Genomic DNA, 18,972 nt, shown 5'->3' on the forward strand with positions numbered 1-18,972 from the left:
GAGGAGATCCATCGTGGCTGAGCTGTTCTACGACGACGACGCCGACCTGTCCATCATCCAGAGCAAGAAGGTCGCGATCGTCGGCTACGGGAGCCAGGGCCACGCGCACGCCCAGAACCTGCGCGACTCGGGCGTCGAGGTCGTCGTCGCCCTGCGCGAGGGCTCCAAGTCCGTCGCGAAGGCCCAGGACGAGGGCTTTGAGGTCAAGTCCGTGGCGGACGCCGCCGCGTGGGCCGACCTGATCATGATCCTCGCGCCGGACCAGCACCAGCGCTCGATCTACAACGACGAGATCAAGCCGAACCTCGCCACGGGCAAGACGCTCGCGTTCGCGCACGGGTTCAACATCCGCTTCGGCTACATCGAGGCCCCCGAGGGCGTCGACGTCATCCTCGTCGCCCCGAAGGCGCCGGGTCACACGGTGCGCCGCGAGTTCGTCGCGGGCCGTGGCATCCCGGACATCATCGCCGTCGAGAAGGACGCGTCGGGCCAGGCCTGGGACGTCGCGCTGTCGTACGCGAAGGCGATCGGCGGCACGCGCGCGGGCGTCATCAAGACGACGTTCACCGAGGAGACCGAGACCGACCTGTTCGGCGAGCAGGCCGTGCTCTGCGGCGGTGTGTCGCAGCTCGTCCAGTACGGCTTCGAGACGCTGACCGAGGCCGGCTACCAGCCGGAGATCGCGTACTTCGAGGTGCTGCACGAGCTCAAGCTCATCGTCGACCTCATGTGGGAGGGCGGCATCGCCAAGCAGCGCTGGTCCGTCTCCGACACCGCCGAGTACGGCGACTACGTCTCCGGCCCGCGCGTCATCGACGCCCGCGTCAAGGAGAACATGCAGGGCGTCCTCGCCGACATCCAGTCGGGCGCGTTCGCCAAGCGCTTCATCGACGACCAGGACGCCGGCGCGCCGGAGTTCACGGCGCTCCGCGAGAAGGCCGCGCAGCACCCGATCGAGAAGGTCGGCAAGGAGCTGCGGTCGCTGTTCGCGTGGAAGCAGCAGGACGCCGACTACACCGAGGGCAGCGCCGCGCGCTGATCCTCGGCCTCTGAGCTCGGCTCACCTCTGGGGGTGGGTGACCCCTGTCGCGCGATCTACCATCCGCGGTGCTCGTTCCTCGCACCGCTCCCGCCAGGCCCACCACGATCGCGCGACAGGGGTCACCCACCCCCTTGCTGTCGGCTCACCCGGGCGCTGGCCAGCAGGCCGCCAGTCCCGGACCTGGTCGCGGCGTCCGAGAAGATGGCGGATCGTGCCGGCGCGACACGGGTGGGACGAAGGGCGGGAGACCGGGCAGATCCGATTCTCGGTGCGCCACGATAGGGGCATGACCCGAGAGACGGACGAGGGAGACCCGGTGACGGACGACGTGACGGTGGACGAGCGGGCGGCGGAGATCCTGGCGTTCTGGGAGCTGGCGCGGCCCAGCGCGGGCATGGCGCGGCTCGGTGTCGTCACGGGCACGACGGTGTCCGAGAGCGTGCCGCCCCCGGCGTGGTCGTTCGGGGACAACCCGGCGCTGGCGGACGACCTGCTCATGGCGGTGCTCACGGGGGAGAAGACGGCGACGTCGTCGGCCCTGTGGGAGTACGAGGAGACGGCCGAGGCGGTGCCGCGCGTCGGCGAGCTGTCGATCCTGCTCGACGGCGCGGGCCACCCGCGCGCGCTGATCCGCACGACGTCGGTCGAGGTGGTCGCGTTCGAGGACGTCGATGCGGACTTCGCGCACGCGGAGGGCGAGGACGACCGGTCGCTGGAGTCGTGGCGCGTCGAGCACGAGAAGTACTTCCGTCGCGTCCTGTCGCGCGAGTTCGCGCCGGACATGCCGCTGGTGTGCGAGCGGTTCGAGCTGCGCTACCCGCGCTGAGCGCGGCGAGGATGAGCGGTGGCCGGCCGTGCCACGGTCGGCCGGCCACCGCTCGCGAGGTAGGTGAAGAGGACTACCCCGGGACGGAGGGCGCGACGACCGGGTGGTCCGGTCGTCCCGCGGCGGCGAGCAGGAGGGTGCGCACGTCCTCGGCGACGACGGAGCGCGCGCCGCGCAGGACGGCGAGCTCGGGGACGGCGCTCGCGACGACCGCTCCCGTCCGCTGGTCGGTGCCGCGCAGGACGGCGGCGGTCGCCTCGGCGAGCGGCGCGCCGCACGCGACGCCCGTGGGCCCGCCGAGCACGACGGCATCGGGCTCGAGGATGGCGACGACGGGCTGGAGGACAACCGCGACGCGGAGCGCGAGGTCCTGCACGAGGTCGTGCACCGCGGTGCTGTCGCGGTGCGCGGCGAGGGCGGCGACGGCGTCGCCGTAGGAGGAGCCCTCCTCGGTGATGCCGGGGAGCCCCGCGCGGGCGCACAGCTCGACGAGGCGGAGACCGCCGACGAGGTCCTGCACGTTGACCGAGTCGTCGATGCCGGCGGCGGGCACGGGGAGGTAGCCGATCTCACCGGCGCCACCCGCGGTGCCGTGGTGCACGCGGCCCTCGAGCCACGCGCCCATGCCGATGCCCTCGCCCAGCCACAGCAGCGCGAAGCTCTCCTCGTCGCGGCCGGCGTCGCGCTCGGCGATCGCGGCGAGGTTGACGTCGTTCTCGACGTGGACGTCGATGCCGAGCACGTCCTCGAGGTGCGCGCGCAGCCCGCGGCGCGGCCAGCCGGGGAGCTCCCCGACGAGGGCGATGTCGCCGGTGCGCGGCGCGACGGCGGCCTGCACGCCGACGACCGCGGTCGCGACGCGGGAGACGGGGATGCCGGCGTCGGCGCAGGCCTCGTCGCGCGCGGCGAGGACGTCGGCGGCTGCCGAGCGCTCGGGACCGGCGGCGACGGTCGTCTCGCCGAGCGTGCGGCCGAGCGCGTCGACGACGCTGGCGCGCACCCCGGCGGGCACGACGTCGAGCGCGAGTCCCACGACGACGTCGGTCCGGGCGGCGTACTGCGTGGCCTGGGGGCCGCGCGCGCCCTGCACGGAGCCGGTGGGCTCGATGAGTCCCGACTGCTCGAGCCGTGCGACGATCTGGGAGGCGGTCGGTCGCGAGACGCCGGTGCGGTCACCGATCTGGGACCGGGTCAGCGGCCCGACGTCGAGGAGGAGCTCCAGGGCCGCGCGGTCGTTGATGGTGCGCAGGAGCCCCGGGGTGCCGGGAACCCTCGACGGTGCGGGCGCGGTCATGGTCGGTCCTTCGACGGGCTTTAGGAAAGTTTACTAATAGTGGACCGGCTGCGCGCGGAACGCAACTCGATGCCCGTCCGAGACGTGAGACCACCGTCCCGAAGGGTGGCGGCGCGGCGTAGGCTCGCCGGCATGACGCGCACCATTGATCTGGCAGTCGTGGCCGGCGACGGCATCGGGACCGAGGTCGTCGACCAGGGGCTCGCCGTGCTCGAGGCCGCCGTGGCCGGCTCGGACGTGAAGGTCTCCACGACGCCGTTCGACCTGGGTGCGCGCCGCTGGCACGCCACGGGGGAGACGCTCACCGACGCGGACCTCGACGCGATCCGCGGGCACGACGCGATCCTCCTGGGCGCGATCGGCGACCCGAGCGTCCCGTCCGGCGTCCTCGAGCGGGGCCTGCTGCTCAAGCTGCGCTTCGCGCTCGACCACTACGTCAACCTCCGCCCGGGCAAGCTGTACCCGGGCGTCACGTCGCCGCTCGCCGACCCGGGCGAGATCGACTTCGTCGTCGTCCGCGAGGGCACCGAGGGCCCGTACGTCGGCAACGGCGGCTCGCTCCGCACGGGCACGCCGCACGAGATCGCGACCGAGGTCTCCCTCAACACGGCGTTCGGCGTCGAGCGCGTCGTGCGCGACGCGTTCGCCCGCGCCCAGGCGCGTCCGCGCAAGCACCTCACGCTCGTGCACAAGCACAACGTCCTCGTGCACGCGGGCCACCTGTGGCGTCGCACGGTCGAGGCCGTCAACGCGGAGTTCCCCGACGTCACGACCGACTACCTGCACGTCGACGCCGCGACGATCTTCCTCACGACGAAGCCCTCGCGCTTCGACGTGATCGTCACCGACAACCTGTTCGGCGACATCCTCACCGACCAGGCCGCCGCGATCACGGGCGGGATCGGCCTCGCCGCGTCCGCGAACATCAACCCCGACCGCACCGCGCCGTCGATGTTCGAGCCCGTGCACGGCTCGGCACCGGACATCGCCGGGCAGGGCAAGGCCGACCCGACCGCCACGGTGCTGTCGGTCGCGCTGCTCCTCGACCACCTGGGCCTCGGCGACGAGGCGCAGCGCGTCGAGGCGGCCGTCGCCGCCGACCTCGCCGAGCGCGGGAGCCGAGTACGCTCGACGGCCGAGGTGGGCCGCGAGCTCGCCGCTCGCGTCGCCGGCTGACACGCCGTCACGGGCCCCCGGTGGGCCCGGGCACCGGTTCGCCGCAGTCCCCGCACCTCGGTTGTCATCGCCCCAGGACCGGATCCCTCCCGTTCTGACCCGGTGACGCCCCGCGTCGTCGTGCCCTCGCGCGGATCCCCGCACGAGCCGCACCGGCGTGGAAAACTAGGCGGAGACCACCCGGGTCGCCAGGTGAAAGGCCTCATGATGAGCACCCTCGCAGCGCAGCACCAGCCGTCCTCCTCGGCGGAGGACCTCGTCGCCCTGTTCGACGTCCGCCCCACGGACAGCCCGACCCCGCCCGCCGAGCGGGAGGCCGCCATCGCGGCCCCGAAGTTCGGCACCGTCTTCACGGACCACATGGCGCGGATCAGCTGGAACTCGACCGACGGGTGGGTCGACCGCCGCATCGAGAAGTACGGACCGCTCCTCCTCGACCCGGCGACCGCCGTCCTGCACTACGCGCAGGAGATCTTCGAGGGCATGAAGGCGTACCGCCACGCCGACGGCTCGGTGTGGACGTTCCGGCCCGAGGCCAACGCCGCCCGGTTCGCGCGCTCTGCGCACCGCCTCGCGCTGCCCGCGCTGTCGATGGACGACTTCGTCGGGTCGATCACCGCGCTCGTGCGCACGGACGTGGACTGGGTCCCGACGGGCGAGGAGGCGAGCCTCTACCTGCGCCCGTTCATGTACGCCTCCGAGGCCTTCCTCGGCGTGCGCCCGTCGCTCGAGGCGGAGTACCTCGTCATCGCGTCGCCCGTCGGCCCGTACTTCTCGGGCGGCGTGAAGCCCGTGTCGATCTGGGTGGACCGCGAGTACAGCCGCGCCGGCGCCGGCGGCACCGGGGACGCCAAGTGCGGCGGCAACTACGCCTCGAGCCTGCTCCCGCAGGTGGTCGCGCAGCAGCACGGGTGCGAGCAGGTGTGCTTCCTCGACTCCGCGACGCGCACCTACCTCGAGGAGCTCGGCGGCATGAACGTGTTCGTCGTCAAGGCGGACGGCTCGGTCGAGACGCCGGAGCTCAGCGGATCGATCCTCGAGGGCGTGACGCGCTCGTCGATCATCCGCCTCCTCACCGACCGCGGGCACGAGGTCGTCGAGCGCCGCATCCCGCTCACCGACGTCCTCGCCGGGATCCGGGACGGTTCCGTGACGGAGGTGTTCGCGTGCGGCACGGCCGCCGTGATCACGCCGATCGGTCGGCTCGCCGGCTCGGACTTCGACCACACGATCGGCACCGGCGAGGCGGGCTCGCTGACCATGACGATCCGCACCGAGCTCACGGACATCCAGACCGGTCGGGCCGCCGACCGCCACGGCTGGCTGCGCCGGCTCGCCTGAGCCGGTCCGCACGACGACGGGGCGCCCCTCCCGCGGGAGGGGCGCCCCGTCGTCGTGCAGCAGCCGGGTGCCGTGCGGGCCCGGGTGCTCCGGGTCAGACGACGGGCGCGGGCCGCGCCACGATCGTCCGGCCCGCGACGCCCGCGAGCAGCGACCACACCGCGACGCCGATGAGCAGGTTGATGAGCCCGGACAGCGCGGCCGCGGTGACGTCGCTCGACCACGCGAACGGCAGGACCGCGATCGCCACGACGACGAGCGCCATGATCCAGCCGAAGAACGCGCGCGGCCGGGGCGTGCTGAGGATGAGCAGGTGCAGCACCCCGGCGGCGAGCAGCGCGAGGATCGCGCCGTCGATCGCCCACGCGGCCTGGCGCGACCCCGTGGCGAACAGGTCGGGCGGCGGGACGAGGGTGATCGCGAAGATGCGCTCGAAGATGATCACGCCGAGCAGCCCGATGAGGGCGGCGACGAGCGCGGTCGCGGCGGCACCCGCCCAGAACCGTCCGGCCTCGACCGTGAGGCGCGGGTCCGCCGGGCTCACCGGGGTGCGGGGCTCGGGGAACTGGGCCTGCGGGTCCGTCGGGCGGATCGCCGGGGGCGGGGACTGCGGGGGGACCGGCGGCTGGCCGTAGCGCCGCGTCGGAGGGTTCTGCGGGTCGTACCCGCCCGGGGTCGGGTCGCTCATCGTCACTCCTCGCTCGGTCGCCGTCGCGCCGACGAGCGGCGGGCGGCTCAGTGGATGGACGCTCTGGTCCATCCTGGCGGAACCTGTGGCACCATGTGCCCTGTGACACACCTCGTCTCCCAGCTCATTATCGAGTAGCGCGCCCGGTAGCACCCACCGGACGCGCAGACCTCCCGCACCCTCGGGGGGTTTTTTTGTTGCTGGGCACCACCTCCGCCCGGCGGCACGGACGCCGGGCCCACCGCCTCACGAGGGCCCCGCCCGGCGTCGGGAGACGCACCGCAGGGGCGGGCGCAGCGACGCCCGCGACACGACGAACGGCAGGAAGAGGCACCATGACCTCGGCGACGACCCCCGTGACCGGCCCCCACGAGCCCCGGGTCTTCCACGTCTACGACACCACCCTGCGCGACGGCGCGCAGCAGGAGGGCATGAACCTCTCCGTCGCCGACAAGCTCGCCATCGCCCCGCTGCTCGACGAGCTCGGCGTCGGCTTCATCGAGGGCGGCTGGCCGGGCGCGGTGCCCAAGGACACCGAGTTCTTCCGCCGTGCGGCCAAGGAGCTCGACCTGCGCCGGGCGGTGCTCGCGGCGTTCGGCGCGACGCGCAAGGCCGGGCTGCGCGCGTGGGACGACCCGCAGGTGCGGGCGCTCGTCGACTCCGAGGCGCCGGTCGTCACGCTCGTCGCGAAGTCCGACGTCCGGCACGTCGAGCGCGCGCTGCGCACGACGCCCGACGAGGGCCTCGCCATGATCACCGACACGGTGTCCTTCCTCGTGAGCGAGGGACGCCGCGTCGTCGTCGACGCGGAGCACTTCTTCGACGGCTACCGGTACGACGCCGCGTTCACGCGCGCGGCCGTGCAGGCCGCGTTCGAGGCCGGCGCCGAGGTCGTCGCGCTGTGCGACACCAACGGCGGCATGCTCCCCACGTGGGTCGCCGAGACCGTGGCGGAGCTGCGCGACGCCGTCGGGCTCCCGCACGGACGCGACGCGCTGCCGGGGGACGCGCTGCTCGGGATGCACGCGCACAACGACTCGGGCTGCGCCGTCGCGAACACGCTCGCCGCCGTCGAGGCGGGCGCCGCGCACGTCCAGGGCACGGTGAACGGGTACGGGGAGCGCACGGGCAACGTCGACCTGCTCACGGTCGTGGCGAACCTCGAGCTCAAGCACGGGGTGCGCACGCTCACGGGCGAGGGCCTGGAGGAGGCGACGCGCATCTCGCACGCGATCAGCGAGATCACGAACATCTCCCCGTACGCGCGCCAGCCGTACGTCGGGGCGAGCGCGTTCGCGCACAAGGCCGGCCTGCACGCGAGCGCCATCAAGGTGGACCCCGACCTGTACCAGCACATCGACCCGACGGCGGTCGGCAACGACATCCGCATGCTCGTCTCGGACATGGCGGGACGGGCGTCGATCGAGCTCAAGGGTCGCGAGCTCGGGTTCGACCTGTCGGGCCAGGGCGACCTCCTCACCCGCGTGACGAACCGCGTGAAGGACGACGAGGCGCGCGGCTACACGTACGAGGCGGCCGACGCGTCGTTCGAGCTGCTGCTGCGCGAGGAGATCGCGGGGGAGCGGCCGCCGTACTTCCGGGTCGAGAGCTGGCGCACGATCGTCGAGCGCGCGGGGTCGCGCGGTACCGAGGCGACGGCGGAGGCGACCGTCAAGCTCCACGCCGGGGGTGAGCGCATCGTCTCCACGGGCGAGGGCAACGGCCCCGTCAACGCGCTCGACCACGCGCTGCGGCTCGCGCTCGGGCGCGTCTATCCCGAGATCGAGGCGTTCGAGCTCATCGACTTCAAGGTGCGCATCCTCGACACCGAGCAGGGCACGGACGCGGTCACGCGCGTCCTCATCGAGACGACCGACGGCTCGACGTCGTGGTCGACGGTCGGCGTCGGGCCGAACCTCATCGAGGCGGCGTGGGAGGCGCTCACCGACTCCGCGATCTACGGGCTCGTCCACGCGGGCGTCGAGCCGCGCTGAGCCGGAGGTGCGGGCCGTCGGGCTTAGGGTGGACGCGTGCGTGGTGAGTACAAGGTCCCCGGTGGCAAGCTCGTGGCGGTCGACGTCGAGGTGGAGGCCGGGCGGCTCGCCCGGGTCGCGGTCAGCGGCGACTTCTTCCTCGAGCCGGACGACGCGCTCGAGGACATCGACGGCGCCCTGACGGGCATGCCGGAGACGGCGACGGTCGCGCAGCTCGCGAGCGCCGTCCAGGCGGCGCTGGGCCCCGACGTGACGATGGTCGGGTTCTCGCCCGAGGCGGTCGCGATCGCGGTGCGCCGGGCGCTCGGCCACGCGACGGGCTGGGGCGACCACACGTTCGAGGTCCTGCACGAGGGGCCCGAGGAGCCGGCGATGCACCTCGCGCTCGACCAGGTGCTCACGGAGGAGCTCGACGAGGGCCGTCGCGGCCCCACGCTGCGGATCTGGGAGTGGGCGTCGGCCGCGGTGATCATCGGCTCGTTCCAGTCGCTGCGCAACGAGGTCGACCCGGAGGGTGCCGAACGGCACGGGGTGACGGTCGTGCGGCGCATCTCGGGCGGAGGCGCGATGTTCGTCGAGCCCGGCAACACGATCACCTACTCGCTGTACGTGCCGGGGTCGCTCGTCGAGGGGCTCAGCTTCGAGCGCTCGTACGCGTTCCTCGACGACTGGGTGCTGGGCGCTCTCGCCGACCTCGGCGTGGAGGCGACGTACAAGCCGCTCAACGACATCGCGTCGCCGGCCGGCAAGATCGCGGGCGCGGCCCAGAAGCGGCTGCGCGGGGGAGCGGTGCTCCACCACGTGACCATGGCGTACGACATCGACGCCGACAAGATGACCGAGGTGCTGCGCATCGGGCGCGAGAAGCTCTCGGACAAGGGGACGACGAGCGCCAACAAGCGCGTCGACCCGGTGCGCTCGCAGACGGGCATGGCGCGCGAGGACGTCATCGAGGCGTTCAAGGAGCACTTCCGCTCGCGGTACCGCACGGTCGAGGGTGCCGTCACCCCCGAGGAGCGCGAGCGCGCGCAGGAGCTCGCGCGGACGAAGTTCTCGACGCCGGAGTGGACCGCGCGCGTCCCGTGACGCGGGCGGGGCCGAGCCTGGGGCCCTGCGTGGCCGGCGCCTGAGGATGACGCCCGCCTGCAGGCCCGGCCGCCCGGCCTGAGCGGTCGCCCCGAGCCGGGCACCGCCCCGGCGATTGTTAAGAACGTGCAACATCTGCCGCCGTGGCTTCCGTTCGCGCACGCGTGGCAGTAATCTTCACGCATACGTCCACTGATGGAAGTAAGTTTCACACCCCGGGAGCCGACCGGCTGCGCGGGACCGTCAGGACACACGACCCGGCCGTTCCCCCCGACGGCCGACCAGAAAGGAAGTGTCACGGCATGCAGCGACGCAGCACGGTGGCCGTCACGGGCACCCTCGTCCTCGCGCTCGGCCTGGCCGCGTGCAGTTCCGGCGGCGGGTCTGGCTCCGAGACGACCGGTGGCGACGACGCCACCGACTTCTCGGGCGAGACCCTCACCGTCTGGATCATGGAGGGCACCAACCCCGACGCCGACGCGTTCTTCGACGAGGTGACGACCGCGTTCAAGGACGAGACGGGCGCCGACCTCCAGATCGAGTTCCAGCCGTGGGCCAGCGCCCACGACAAGTTCACGACGGCCATCGCGGGCGGCACGACGCCCGACGTCGCGGAGGTCGGCACCACCTGGACGGGCGAGTTCGCCGACGTCGGCGCGCTCGCCGACCTCTCGGACCGCATCGCGGACGCCGGCCTCGAGGACGACCTCGTCCCGGGGCTCGTCGAGTCCGCGACCCTCGACGGCGGCGTCTACGGCATGCCGTGGTACGCGGGCGTGCGCTCGGTCGTCTACCGCGCCGACCTCTTCGAGGCCGCCGGCATCGAGACCCCGACGTCGTGGGACGAGCTCGTCGCCGCGGCGGACGCGCTCAAGGCGGCGAACCCGGAGATCATCCCGTTCCCCGTCGCGGGCGACAGCCAGTACGGCGCGATGCCGTTCGTCTGGGGCGCGGGCGGTGACCTCGCGGTGAAGGACGGCGACACCTGGACGTCGGAGATCAGCTCGCCGGAGTCGGTCGAGGGCCTCGAGTTCTACACCGGTCTCGCGACCGAGCACGGCTTCTCGACGGCCGCCGCGACGACGTGGAAGGAGACGGACCTCCTCGCCGCGTTCGAGCAGGGCCAGGTCGGCATGATGATCTCCGGCAGCTGGACCCCCGGCAAGATCCTCGCCGACGTCCCGGACATGGAGGGCAAGATCGGCGCCTTCCCCATCCCCGGCCAGACCGAGGGCCTGTCCGACTCGTTCCTCGGCGGCTCGCACCTCGGCGTCTTCGAGGCCAGCGAGAAGCAGGACCTCGCGTGGAAGTTCGTCGAGATGATGACGACCGGCGAGTTCGCGCAGGCGTGGGGCGAGCAGTCCGGCTACTTCCCGGGCCAGACGTCGCTGCTCGAGAAGGTCATCGAGGAGGACGACCCGATCGTCGCGCCGTTCGCCCAGCAGATGGTGGAGGCCGGCCGCTCGGTCCCGGTCACGCCGCTCTACGGCCAGATCCAGGGCAAGAAGACGCTGGAGACGATGCTCCAGTCCGTCCTGTCGGGCAGCGCGACCGTCCAGGAGGCCGCCGACACCGCGGCCGCCGACATGGACGAGACGTTCGGTTCCTGACCTGACGCGTCCGGCCGCGGGCAGCACGCCCGCGGCCGGACGCCGCCCTCCGCCGGCGCCCCGACCGCCGACGCCCGCACCACGACCCCGCACCCCGCGACAGGACCTCTCCCATGGCAGACCTTCGAGCCGCGCCCGGCGCCTCGCCGGCCCCGGCCACCCCGGCCGACCGGCCGCCGTCGAGCACCGCGCCGACCGCCGTGCGCCGCCGCCGCACGGGCCTCGGCCACCGTTCCCCGCTGCGCCCCTGGCTGCTGCTGGCCCCGGGACTCGTCGTCCTCGGCGTCCTGCTCCTGTGGCCGCTCGTGCGCGTCGTGCTGCTCTCGCTGCAGGACTACGGCCTGCGGCAGATCGCGAGCGGCGAGTCCAACTGGATCGGGCTCCAGAACTACGCCGACCTGCTCGGCGACAGCTACCTGTGGACGACGGTCCTGCCCAACACCGTGCTGTTCGCCCTCGCGTGCGTCGTGCTCACGGTCGCGCTCGGGACCGCGGTCGCGCTGTTCCTCAACACGCTCAGCGGCTTCTGGCGGGGCGTCGGTGCGACGGCGATCATGGTCGCCTGGGCGGTCCCGGCGATCACGGGCACGTACGTGTGGGTGTGGATCTTCGACCCGCTGAACGGCCTCGTCGCCTCGGTGCTCGAGGGCGTGGGCGCGATCGAGCCCGGCACCGTCAACTGGTTCACGGAGCGCCTGTCGTTCTACGCGATCGCGACGCTCAACGTCGTGCACCACGGGTTCCCGTTCGTCGCGATCACGGTGCTCGCGGGTCTCATGACGATCCCGCACGAGCTGCACGAGGCCGCCAAGGTCGACGGCGCGACGGCGTGGCGCCGGTTCTGGGCCATCACCGCGCCCATCCTGCGCCCCGTGTTCGCGGTCGTGACGATCCTGTCGACCATCTGGGACTTCAAGGTCTTCACGCAGATCTACCTCATGCCCGGCGGCAACGGCGGGAACAAGGACGTCTTCAACCTCGGCGTGTGGTCGTACATCCAGTCGTTCGCGCAGGGCAAGTACGGCATGGGCGCGGCCATCGCGGTCCTGCTCACGCTCATCCTGCTCGGCATCACGCTCGTCTACATGCGCACCCTGTTCAAGGAGGAGGAGCTGTGAGCGCCGCCGTCGACACCCGCGCCACCCCCGGGCCCGGCGCCCGCACCGAGCAGGTGCTGCGCGCCCGCCGCCGTCGTCCCGGCGTGGCGGCGGCCAAGACCCTCGGTATCGTCGCCCTCCTCGCCTTCTCGCTCTTCCCCGCCTACTGGATGTTCTCCTCGGCGATCGACCCCGAGGCCGCCACGCGCGGCGCCCGGCTCCTGCCCGCCGGCGTCACGTGGGACAACTTCGTCACCGTGATCGACGACGGCGGGTTCGGCCACTACCTGCGCAACTCCGTGCTCGTCGCGCTCGGCACGGTGCTCGCGTCGTCGGTCGTGGCGCTGCTCGCGGCCGTCGCGGTGAGCCGGTTCCGCTTCCGGTTCCGCAAGGCGATGCTCGTGCTCATCCTCATGGTGCAGATGGTGCCGCTCGAGGCGCTCGTCATCCCGCTGTTCATCCAGATGCGCAACCTCAACATGCTCAACTCCCTCCTGGGCCTGGCGGTCGTGTACCTCGCGTTCGCGCTGCCCTTCGCGATCTGGACCCTGCGCGGCTTCGTCGCCGCGGTGCCGGTCGAGCTGGAGGAGGCGGCGTTCCTCGACGGCGCGTCCTGGGGGCGCATGTTCTGGAAGGTCCTGGTGCCGCTCGTCGCGCCCGGGGTCGTCGCGACGAGCGTCTTCTCCTTCATCACCGCGTGGAACGAGTTCATCTTCGCGCTGACGTTCCTCCAGCAGTCGAGCAAGTACACGGTGCCGATCGGGCTGCAGAAGTTCTTCGGCGAGAACACGACCGACTGGGGCGCCGTCATGGCCGCGTCGACGATCATCACACTGCCCGTGCTCGTGTTCTTCGTCCTGGTGCAGCGCAACCTGTCGTCGGGCCTCACCGCCGGGTCGGTGAAGGGATGAGCGCCGTGACGCCCCCGACCGCAGGCTCGGGCGCGGCGGAGCGCGCCGTCGACGTCGTGCGCGCCGTGAACGGCGTGCTCCTGCCCGGGTTCACCGGCACCGACGACCTGCCGACGTGGCTCGTCGACGCGGCCCGCGACGGCCTGGCCGGGGTCGTGCTGTTCGGGCACAACACGCCCGACGTCGCGACCACCGCCCGGCTGACCGCGCGCCTGCGCGGCGCGTCGCCCGACCTGCTCGTCGCGGTCGACGAGGAGGGCGGGGACGTCTCGCGGCTGGAGGCGGCGACCGGGTCGAGCCTGCCCGGCAACGCGGCGCTCGGGCTGGTCGACGACGTCGCGGTCACCGAGGAGGTGGGCGCCGCGCTCGGCCGCCTGCTCACCGCGACGGGCGTCGACCTCGACCTCGCGCCCGACCTCGACGTGAACTCCGACCCCGACAACCCCGTGATCGGCGTGCGCTCGTTCGGCGCGGACCCCGCGCTCGTCGCCCGCCACGGCGCGGCGTTCGTCCGCGGCCTGCACGCCGGCGGCGCAGGTGCGTGCGGCAAGCACTTCCCGGGCCACGGTGCGACGAACGTCGACTCGCACCTCGCGCTCCCGGTCGTGGACGCGAGCCTCGACGAGCTCCGCGCGCGCGACCTGCCGCCGTTCGTCGCGACCATCGCCCCGGGCGACGGGTCCGACGACGCGCTGCTCGACGCCGTGATGACGGCGCACGTCGTCGTCCCCGCGCTCGGCCCGCTGCCCGCGACGCTCGAGCCCGCCGTCGGCGCGCTCGTGCGCGAGCTCGGGTTCGACGGCCCGATCGTCACCGACGCGCTGGACATGGGTGCGGTCGCGACGTTCGCGGCGTCCGGCGCCCCGTCCCGCGCCGTCGGCGACGACACGGCGCCGCACGGCATCGGCGAGGTCGCGGTCCGCGCGGTCGAGGCGGGCGCCGACCTGCTGTGCCTCGGCACGACCGTCGGGCGCGACGACGAGGTCCTGTTCCGCCAGGCGCAGCGCGCGCTCGTGGACGCCGTCGCGTCCGGTCGCGTCGCGGTCGAGCGCCTGCACGCGTCCGCCGCACGCACGGCGCGCACCCTCGCCGCGGTCCGCGCGCGCCAGGCGGCGAGCGGCGTCGTCCCCTCGCCGGAGTCCGCGCACGCCGCGCTCGACGCCCTCGACCGGGTGGGCGCCCGCGTCGCGGCGCGCGCCGTCCGGTTCGCCGGCCCCGCGCCGCAGGATCCGCCCGTGACCGTGGCGCCCGACGTCGTCGACCTGCGCCTGCGGTTCGACCACGCCGCGGGCCGCACCGCGCAGCACGTCCAGCGCGCGCTCGACGACGCGTTCGGGCCCGACGTGCGGCACCTGCGCCCGGCCGACGCCGCGGCGTGGGCGCGCACGCTCGACGCCGTGCGCGCGGGCGACCGCCCGCTCGTCGTCCTCACGCGCGAGCCGCTCCCCGGCTCGGGCGAGCACGAGCGGCTCACCGATCTGCTCGCCGCGCGGCCGGACGCCGCGGTCGTGCACACCGGGTTCCCCGGCGCCGTCGACGCGTGGTTCGGCGCGGACCGCACGGTCGTGGTCACGTGCGGGACGGGGCGCGCCAACGCGCGCGCCGCCGTCGCGCTCCTGCGGGGGACCGGCGCGGCCGCGGGCACCGAGGCGGGGACACCTCGCGACGACGTGCCCGTCGGTGCGGCAGGGGAGGGGGAGCGATGATCGTCCTGGGACTGTCCTCCGGCACGTCGGTCGACGCGATCGACGCGGCCGCGGCCGACCTCACGCTCGGCGACGACGGCGTGCTGCGCATGCGGCCCCGCGGCCACACGGAGTACGCGTGGCCGCGGGCCCTGCGCGAGCGCATCCTCAAGGCGTTGCCGCCCGCCGCGGTCGACGTGGCCGAGGTGGCCCAGCTCGACACCCTCATCGGGCAGGAGCTCGGCCGCGCCGGCCGGCGCGCGATCGACGACGTCGCCGGCGGCGACGTCGACCTCGTCGCGTCCCACGGCCAGACGATCTACCACTGGGTCGTCGGGGCGCGGGCCCGCGGGACGCTCCAGCTCGGCAACGCCGCGTGGGTCGCCGAGCACGTCAAGCGCCCCGTCATCAGCGACTTCCGCGTCGCCGACGTCGCGGCCGGCGGCCACGGCGCGCCGCTCGTCAGCGTGCTCGACGCGCTCTGGCTCGGGCGTGAGGACACCGGCGCCGACGGCGCGGGCACCGGGCTCACCGCGGCCCTCAACATCGGCGGGATCGCGAACGTGTCCCTCGTGGGGCGCGTCGACGACCCGGTCACCGGCTGGGACACGGGCCCCGGCAACTGCCTGCTCGACGTCGCGGTCGCGGCCCTCACCGACGGCCGTCTCGCGTACGACAGGGACGGCGAGCTCGCCGCGCAGGGCACGGTCGACCCGGTGGCGCTCGCCGCGCTGCTCGACGACCCGTACTTCGCCGCGCCCGCCCCGAAGTCGACGGGCCGCGAGCTCTTCGACACGACGTACACGGCCCGCCGGCTCGCGTCCGTGCGCCCGGGGCTGACGGGCCCCGACCTCGTCGCGACGCTCACCGAGCTCACCGCGGTCAGCGTCGCCGACGCGCTCGCAGGCCGCGACGTGCGCCGCGTCGTCGCGTCCGGCGGGGGAGCGCGCAACCCCGTGCTCCTCGACCGGCTGCGTGCGGCGCTCGCCGAGCGCGTGCCGCACGCGTGCGACGTCGTGACGTCCGAGGCGCTCGGCCTGCCCGTCGACGCGAAGGAGGCGTACCTCTTCGCGCTCCTCGGCTTCCTGTCGGCCCACGGGCTGCCGGGCACCGCCGCCGGCGAGCACCGCCGTCGGGCGACCGGGGCGCGCCGCGCGGTCGTCCTCGGCTCGCTCACGCCGCCCACGCCGCTGCCGTGGCCCGCGGCGAGCGGCCCGGTGCGCCGTCTGGCGCTCGCCAACACCCCGCACGGCCTGCACCCGGGCCCGCGCACCCAGGGTCCGCTGCCGGACCCGACGAAGGGAACCTCCCGATGACCGACCCGACCGTCGCCACGAGCACCGCCTCGAGCCCCGACGAGTGGCAGGAGCTCGTCCGCCTCGCCTCGCCGACCGAGGAGCGCAACCCGCGCACCACCGACGTGGACCTGCTCCCCACCGCGGACGTCGTGCGGCTCATCACCGAGGAGGACGCCGGGGTCGCGGACGCCGTGCGGGCCCAGCGGGACCGCATCGCCGAGGCCGTGGACCTCGCGGTCGAGGCGCTGCGCAGCGGGGGCCGGGTGCACTACGTGGGGTCGGGGACGTCGGGCCGCCTCGGCGTGCTCGACGCCGTCGAGCTCCTGCCGACGTACGGGGTGGGCGAGGAGTGGTTCGTCGCGCACCTCGCCGGCGGCGTGGGCGCGATGATGGTGGCCGTCGAGGGCGCGGAGGACGACGTGGCGCTCGGGCGGTCCGACGTCGACGCGGTCGGGCCGCGCGACGTCGTCGTGGGCCTCGCCGCGAGCGGTCGCACCCCGTACGTGCGCGGCGCGCTCGACCTCGCGCGCGAGCGCGGCGCGCGCACCGTGCTCGTCTCGGCCAACCCCCACGCCCCGCTCGCCGCGGGGGTGGACGTCGCGATCCTCGTCGACACGGGTCCCGAGGTCGTCACGGGCTCCACGCGCATGAAGGCGGCGACCGCCCAGAAGCTCGTGCTCAACACGTTCTCGACCGCGGCGATGATCCGCCTGGGCAAGACGTACTCGAACCTCATGATCGACGTGCGCCCGACGAACCAGAAGCTGCGCGCCCGCATCGTCCGGATGCTCGTCCAGGCGACGGGCCTGCGCGCGGAGGAGTGCGAGGGCGTGCTGCGCGCGGCCGACGGCGAGGTGCACGTCGCGCTCGTCATGCTCCTCGCGGGCGTCGAGGCCGACGCCGCTCGCGACGCCCTGGCCGGCGACGGCGTGGCCGGCGTCCGCGGCGCGCTCGCGCGCCTGGGCGCCCTCCCCGCGCGCTGACGACCCCGGCGAGGGAGAGGCCAGGTACCACGAGGTAGAGCCGTGGTCGGGACCAGGCCTCGACCTCGCCCTACCAGGCCTCTGCCTCGGGCTACCGGGGCTCTACCTCGGCTGACCGGGGCTCTCCCTCGGCGGGGTGGGGCGGGGGCCGAAGACGGCGGTGCCGACGCGGACGATCGTCGCGCCCTCCGCGACCGCGAGCTCCAGGTCGCCGCTCATACCCATGGACAGCGCACGGGCGTCCGCGGTCCCGGGTGCGCCCGAGCCCACGACGGCGTCGCGCACCGCGCGCAGGCGCGCGAAGCCCGCGCGCACCACGGCCTCGTCGGGCGAGTTCGCGCCGATCGTCATGAAGCCCGCGAGGCGCAGCCCGTCGAGCGCGGCGACCGCCGTCGCGAGGGCGGGCGCGTCGTCGGGCCGCACGCCCGACTTGGACTCCTCGCCCGAGACGTTGACCTGGACCAGGACGTCGAGCACGCGGCCGTCCCGCGCGCAGCGCGCCGCGAGCGACTCGGCGAGCGCGAGCGAGTCCACGCTCTCGACGCCGGTCGCGGTGGCGAGGACCTGGTTGACCTTGTTGCGCTGGAGGTGGCCGATCATGTGGACCTCGACCCGACCCGCGGCGACGAGGTCGGCCAGGTCGGGCGCCTTCGCCACGAGCTCCTGGACGCGGTTCTCGCCGATGAGGTCCGCGCCCGCCTCGACCACCGCCCGCACCGCGTCGGCGGGCTGGGTCTTCGTCGCCACGAGCAGCCGCACGTCCGACGCCGCACGCCCGGCCGCGCGCGCGGCGTGGTCCACCCGGGTCCGCACCCGGGCGAGGTTCTGCGCGATCTGCGCGGGCAGCACGGACGACGGCTCGGCGAGGGGCATGCGGCCAGTCTAGGTCGGCCGCACGGTCCGGGATCCGGGTCGTCTCAGGGTGGTCCCCGATCCGCACGGCCGCCCGATCGGCGAGAATGGTGGGGAAAGGACGGTGCCGTGAAGACGCTGCTCAACATCATCTGGCTCGTGTTCGCCGGGCTGTGGCTCGCGCTGGGCTACGTCGTGGCGGGGGTCATCTGCTGCATCCTGATCGTGACGATCCCGTTCGGCATCGCGTCGTTCCGCATCGCGGGCTATGCGCTGTGGCCGTTCGGCCGCACGGTGGTCGACAAGCCGACGGCGGGCGCCTGGTCGACGATCGGGAACGTCATCTGGGTGCTCGTCGCGGGGATCTGGCTCGCGATCGGGCACGTCGTCACCGCGATCCCGCTCTTCGTGTCGATCATCGGCATCCCGCTCGGGATCGCCAACCTCAAGATGATCCCGGTCTCGCTCCTGCCGCTCGGCAAGGACATCGTCCCGACCGACGCGCGGTACACCTTCTACCAGCGCTGAGGTCGGCGCGGGGTCGCGCCCCCCCGCGGCGCGGTCCTACCGCGCGATCGGGGCGGCCGTGCCCGCCGTGAGGCGCAGGAGGTCCGCGGGCGACAGGCCGACGTCGAGCCCGCGGCGTCCGCCCGAGACGTAGACGGCGTCGAACGCGAGCGCGCTGTCGTCGACGAACGTGCGGTGAGGCTGCTTCTGGCCCAGCGGCGAGATCCCGCCGACGACGTAGCCCGTCGCGCGCTCGGCCGCGGCGGGCTCGGCCATGCTCGCCTTCTTGCCGCCTGCGGCCTTGGCGAGCGCCTTGAGGTCGAGCTGCCGGTCGACCGGCACGATCCCGACGACGAGCGGGCCGCCGTCGACCACGGCGAGCAGCGTCTTGAACACCTGCTCCGCGGGCACCCCGATGGCCGCGGCCGCCTCGAGCCCGAAGGACAGCTCGCTCGACGGGTCGTGCTCGTACGGGTGGAGCGTGTGGGCGACCCCCTCGCGCTCGAGGAGGGCGACCGCGGGCGTGCCGGCGTGCGCGGAGGACTTCGACTTCTTGGCCACGGCCCGATTGTGCCGCAGCGC

General features: G+C 73.8%; 17 protein-coding genes. 13 read left to right on the top strand and 4 right to left on the bottom strand.

Annotated elements, in window-relative coordinates; translation table 11 throughout:
* Positions 1 to 13: 13 nt before the first annotated feature.
* Complete coding sequence (gene ilvC, locus E1O70_RS10910) at positions 14 to 1,039, top strand: ketol-acid reductoisomerase (protein ID WP_021481959.1); 1,026 nt, start codon at positions 14 to 16, stop codon at positions 1,037 to 1,039.
* A gap of 289 nt (positions 1,040 to 1,328) precedes the next feature.
* Positions 1,329 to 1,868 (top strand): ASCH domain-containing protein, encoded by a 540-nt coding sequence (locus tag E1O70_RS10915; protein ID WP_061268744.1) that lies wholly within the window; start codon positions 1,329 to 1,331, stop codon positions 1,866 to 1,868.
* Positions 1,869 to 1,941: 73 nt separating this feature from the next.
* Here the strand turns inward: E1O70_RS10915 and E1O70_RS10920 are convergent, their stop codons facing one another.
* Complete coding sequence (locus E1O70_RS10920; protein ID WP_061268743.1) at positions 1,942 to 3,162, bottom strand: ROK family transcriptional regulator; 1,221 nt, start codon at positions 3,160 to 3,162, stop codon at positions 1,942 to 1,944.
* A gap of 132 nt (positions 3,163 to 3,294) precedes the next feature.
* On the opposite strand from E1O70_RS10920, the gene E1O70_RS10925 reads away from it, so the two are divergent.
* Together E1O70_RS10925 and E1O70_RS10930 are read left to right on the top strand one after the other, a co-directional pair.
* Positions 3,295 to 4,338: a 3-isopropylmalate dehydrogenase gene (locus E1O70_RS10925; RefSeq protein WP_061268742.1), complete on the top strand. Its 1,044-nt coding sequence runs from the start codon at positions 3,295 to 3,297 to the stop codon at positions 4,336 to 4,338.
* Positions 4,339 to 4,545: 207 nt separating this feature from the next.
* On the top strand, positions 4,546 to 5,679 hold the full coding sequence (locus E1O70_RS10930) for a branched-chain amino acid aminotransferase (protein ID WP_061268764.1): 1,134 nt from the start codon (positions 4,546 to 4,548) through the stop codon (positions 5,677 to 5,679).
* A gap of 94 nt (positions 5,680 to 5,773) precedes the next feature.
* Here E1O70_RS10930 and E1O70_RS10935 read toward each other — a convergent pair whose 3' ends face one another.
* Complete coding sequence (locus E1O70_RS10935; RefSeq protein ID WP_051028087.1) at positions 5,774 to 6,367, bottom strand: hypothetical protein; 594 nt, start codon at positions 6,365 to 6,367, stop codon at positions 5,774 to 5,776.
* A 335-nt stretch (positions 6,368 to 6,702) separates the two neighbouring features.
* Here E1O70_RS10935 and cimA point away from each other — a divergent pair, with 335 nt between their 5' ends.
* The 8 genes from cimA (at position 6,703) to murQ (ending at position 17,031) form a co-directional block, all read left to right on the top strand.
* Complete coding sequence (gene cimA / locus E1O70_RS10940; RefSeq protein ID WP_061266866.1) at positions 6,703 to 8,361, top strand: citramalate synthase; 1,659 nt, start codon at positions 6,703 to 6,705, stop codon at positions 8,359 to 8,361.
* A 36-nt stretch (positions 8,362 to 8,397) separates the two neighbouring features.
* Positions 8,398 to 9,447 (top strand): lipoate-protein ligase LplAB, encoded by a 1,050-nt coding sequence (locus tag E1O70_RS10945; protein ID WP_061266865.1) that lies wholly within the window; start codon positions 8,398 to 8,400, stop codon positions 9,445 to 9,447.
* Positions 9,448 to 9,749: 302 nt separating this feature from the next.
* Positions 9,750 to 11,057, top strand: a complete 1,308-nt coding sequence (locus E1O70_RS10950; RefSeq protein ID WP_061266864.1) for a sugar ABC transporter substrate-binding protein — start codon at positions 9,750 to 9,752, stop codon at positions 11,055 to 11,057.
* 113 nt (positions 11,058 to 11,170) lie between these two features.
* Complete coding sequence (locus tag E1O70_RS10955) at positions 11,171 to 12,175, top strand: carbohydrate ABC transporter permease (protein WP_061266863.1); 1,005 nt, start codon at positions 11,171 to 11,173, stop codon at positions 12,173 to 12,175.
* 53 nt (positions 12,176 to 12,228) lie between these two features.
* Positions 12,229 to 13,065 (top strand): carbohydrate ABC transporter permease, encoded by an 837-nt coding sequence (locus E1O70_RS10960; RefSeq protein ID WP_370670903.1) that lies wholly within the window; start codon positions 12,229 to 12,231, stop codon positions 13,063 to 13,065.
* Between the two features lie 5 nt (positions 13,066 to 13,070).
* Positions 13,071 to 14,771, top strand: a complete 1,701-nt coding sequence (locus E1O70_RS10965; protein ID WP_370670902.1) for a glycoside hydrolase family 3 N-terminal domain-containing protein — start codon at positions 13,071 to 13,073, stop codon at positions 14,769 to 14,771.
* Entirely contained in the window at positions 14,768 to 16,066 is a 1,299-nt protein-coding gene (locus E1O70_RS10970) for an anhydro-N-acetylmuramic acid kinase (protein WP_082774229.1), read from the top strand. Before E1O70_RS10965 ends, E1O70_RS10970 begins: the two co-directional genes overlap by 4 nt.
* On the top strand, positions 16,063 to 17,031 hold the full coding sequence (murQ, locus tag E1O70_RS10975; protein ID WP_061266861.1) for an N-acetylmuramic acid 6-phosphate etherase: 969 nt from the start codon (positions 16,063 to 16,065) through the stop codon (positions 17,029 to 17,031). The genes E1O70_RS10970 and murQ overlap by 4 nt, the downstream gene beginning before the upstream one ends.
* Positions 17,032 to 17,133: 102 nt before the next feature.
* On the opposite strand, the gene E1O70_RS10980 is transcribed toward murQ, so the two are convergent.
* Positions 17,134 to 17,904 carry a YggS family pyridoxal phosphate-dependent enzyme gene (locus E1O70_RS10980; RefSeq protein ID WP_061266860.1) on the bottom strand — a complete coding sequence of 257 codons (771 nt, stop codon included), beginning with the start codon at positions 17,902 to 17,904 and terminating at the stop codon, positions 17,134 to 17,136.
* 108 nt (positions 17,905 to 18,012) lie between these two features.
* Between E1O70_RS10980 and E1O70_RS10985 the strand changes: the two genes are divergently transcribed.
* Positions 18,013 to 18,411, top strand: a complete 399-nt coding sequence (locus E1O70_RS10985; protein ID WP_061266859.1) for a YccF domain-containing protein — start codon at positions 18,013 to 18,015, stop codon at positions 18,409 to 18,411.
* 36 nt (positions 18,412 to 18,447) lie between these two features.
* On the opposite strand, the gene ybaK is transcribed toward E1O70_RS10985, so the two are convergent.
* The gene (gene ybaK / locus E1O70_RS10990; protein WP_061266868.1) at positions 18,448 to 18,951 is read right to left on the bottom strand and encodes a Cys-tRNA(Pro) deacylase; all 504 of its coding nucleotides are present in this window, start codon (positions 18,949 to 18,951) and stop codon (positions 18,448 to 18,450) included.
* Between the last annotated feature and the right edge of the window lie 21 nt (positions 18,952 to 18,972).

Source organism: Cellulosimicrobium funkei, assembly GCF_004519295.1.
GTDB classification, from domain to species: Bacteria; Actinomycetota; Actinomycetes; order Actinomycetales; family Cellulomonadaceae; genus Cellulosimicrobium; species Cellulosimicrobium funkei.

Bases quoted from the DNA above. Each gene is read 5' to 3' on its own strand.
- E1O70_RS10920 (WP_061268743.1), bottom strand. From the start codon at position 3,162: ATGACCGCGCCCGCACCGTCGAGGGTTCCCGGCACCCCGGGGCTCCTG.
- E1O70_RS10935 (WP_051028087.1), bottom strand. From the start codon at position 6,367: ATGAGCGACCCGACCCCGGGCGGGTACGACCCGCAGAACCCTCCGACG.
- E1O70_RS10955 (WP_061266863.1), top strand. From the start codon at position 11,171: ATGGCAGACCTTCGAGCCGCGCCCGGCGCCTCGCCGGCCCCGGCCACC.
- cimA (WP_061266866.1), top strand. From the start codon at position 6,703: ATGACCTCGGCGACGACCCCCGTGACCGGCCCCCACGAGCCCCGGGTC.
- E1O70_RS10925 (WP_061268742.1), top strand. From the start codon at position 3,295: ATGACGCGCACCATTGATCTGGCAGTCGTGGCCGGCGACGGCATCGGG.
- E1O70_RS10950 (WP_061266864.1), top strand. From the start codon at position 9,750: ATGCAGCGACGCAGCACGGTGGCCGTCACGGGCACCCTCGTCCTCGCG.
- E1O70_RS10970 (WP_082774229.1), top strand. From the start codon at position 14,768: ATGATCGTCCTGGGACTGTCCTCCGGCACGTCGGTCGACGCGATCGAC.
- E1O70_RS10930 (WP_061268764.1), top strand. From the start codon at position 4,546: ATGAGCACCCTCGCAGCGCAGCACCAGCCGTCCTCCTCGGCGGAGGAC.
- E1O70_RS10915 (WP_061268744.1), top strand. From the start codon at position 1,329: ATGACCCGAGAGACGGACGAGGGAGACCCGGTGACGGACGACGTGACG.
- E1O70_RS10980 (WP_061266860.1), bottom strand. From the start codon at position 17,904: ATGCCCCTCGCCGAGCCGTCGTCCGTGCTGCCCGCGCAGATCGCGCAG.
- murQ (WP_061266861.1), top strand. From the start codon at position 16,063: ATGACCGACCCGACCGTCGCCACGAGCACCGCCTCGAGCCCCGACGAG.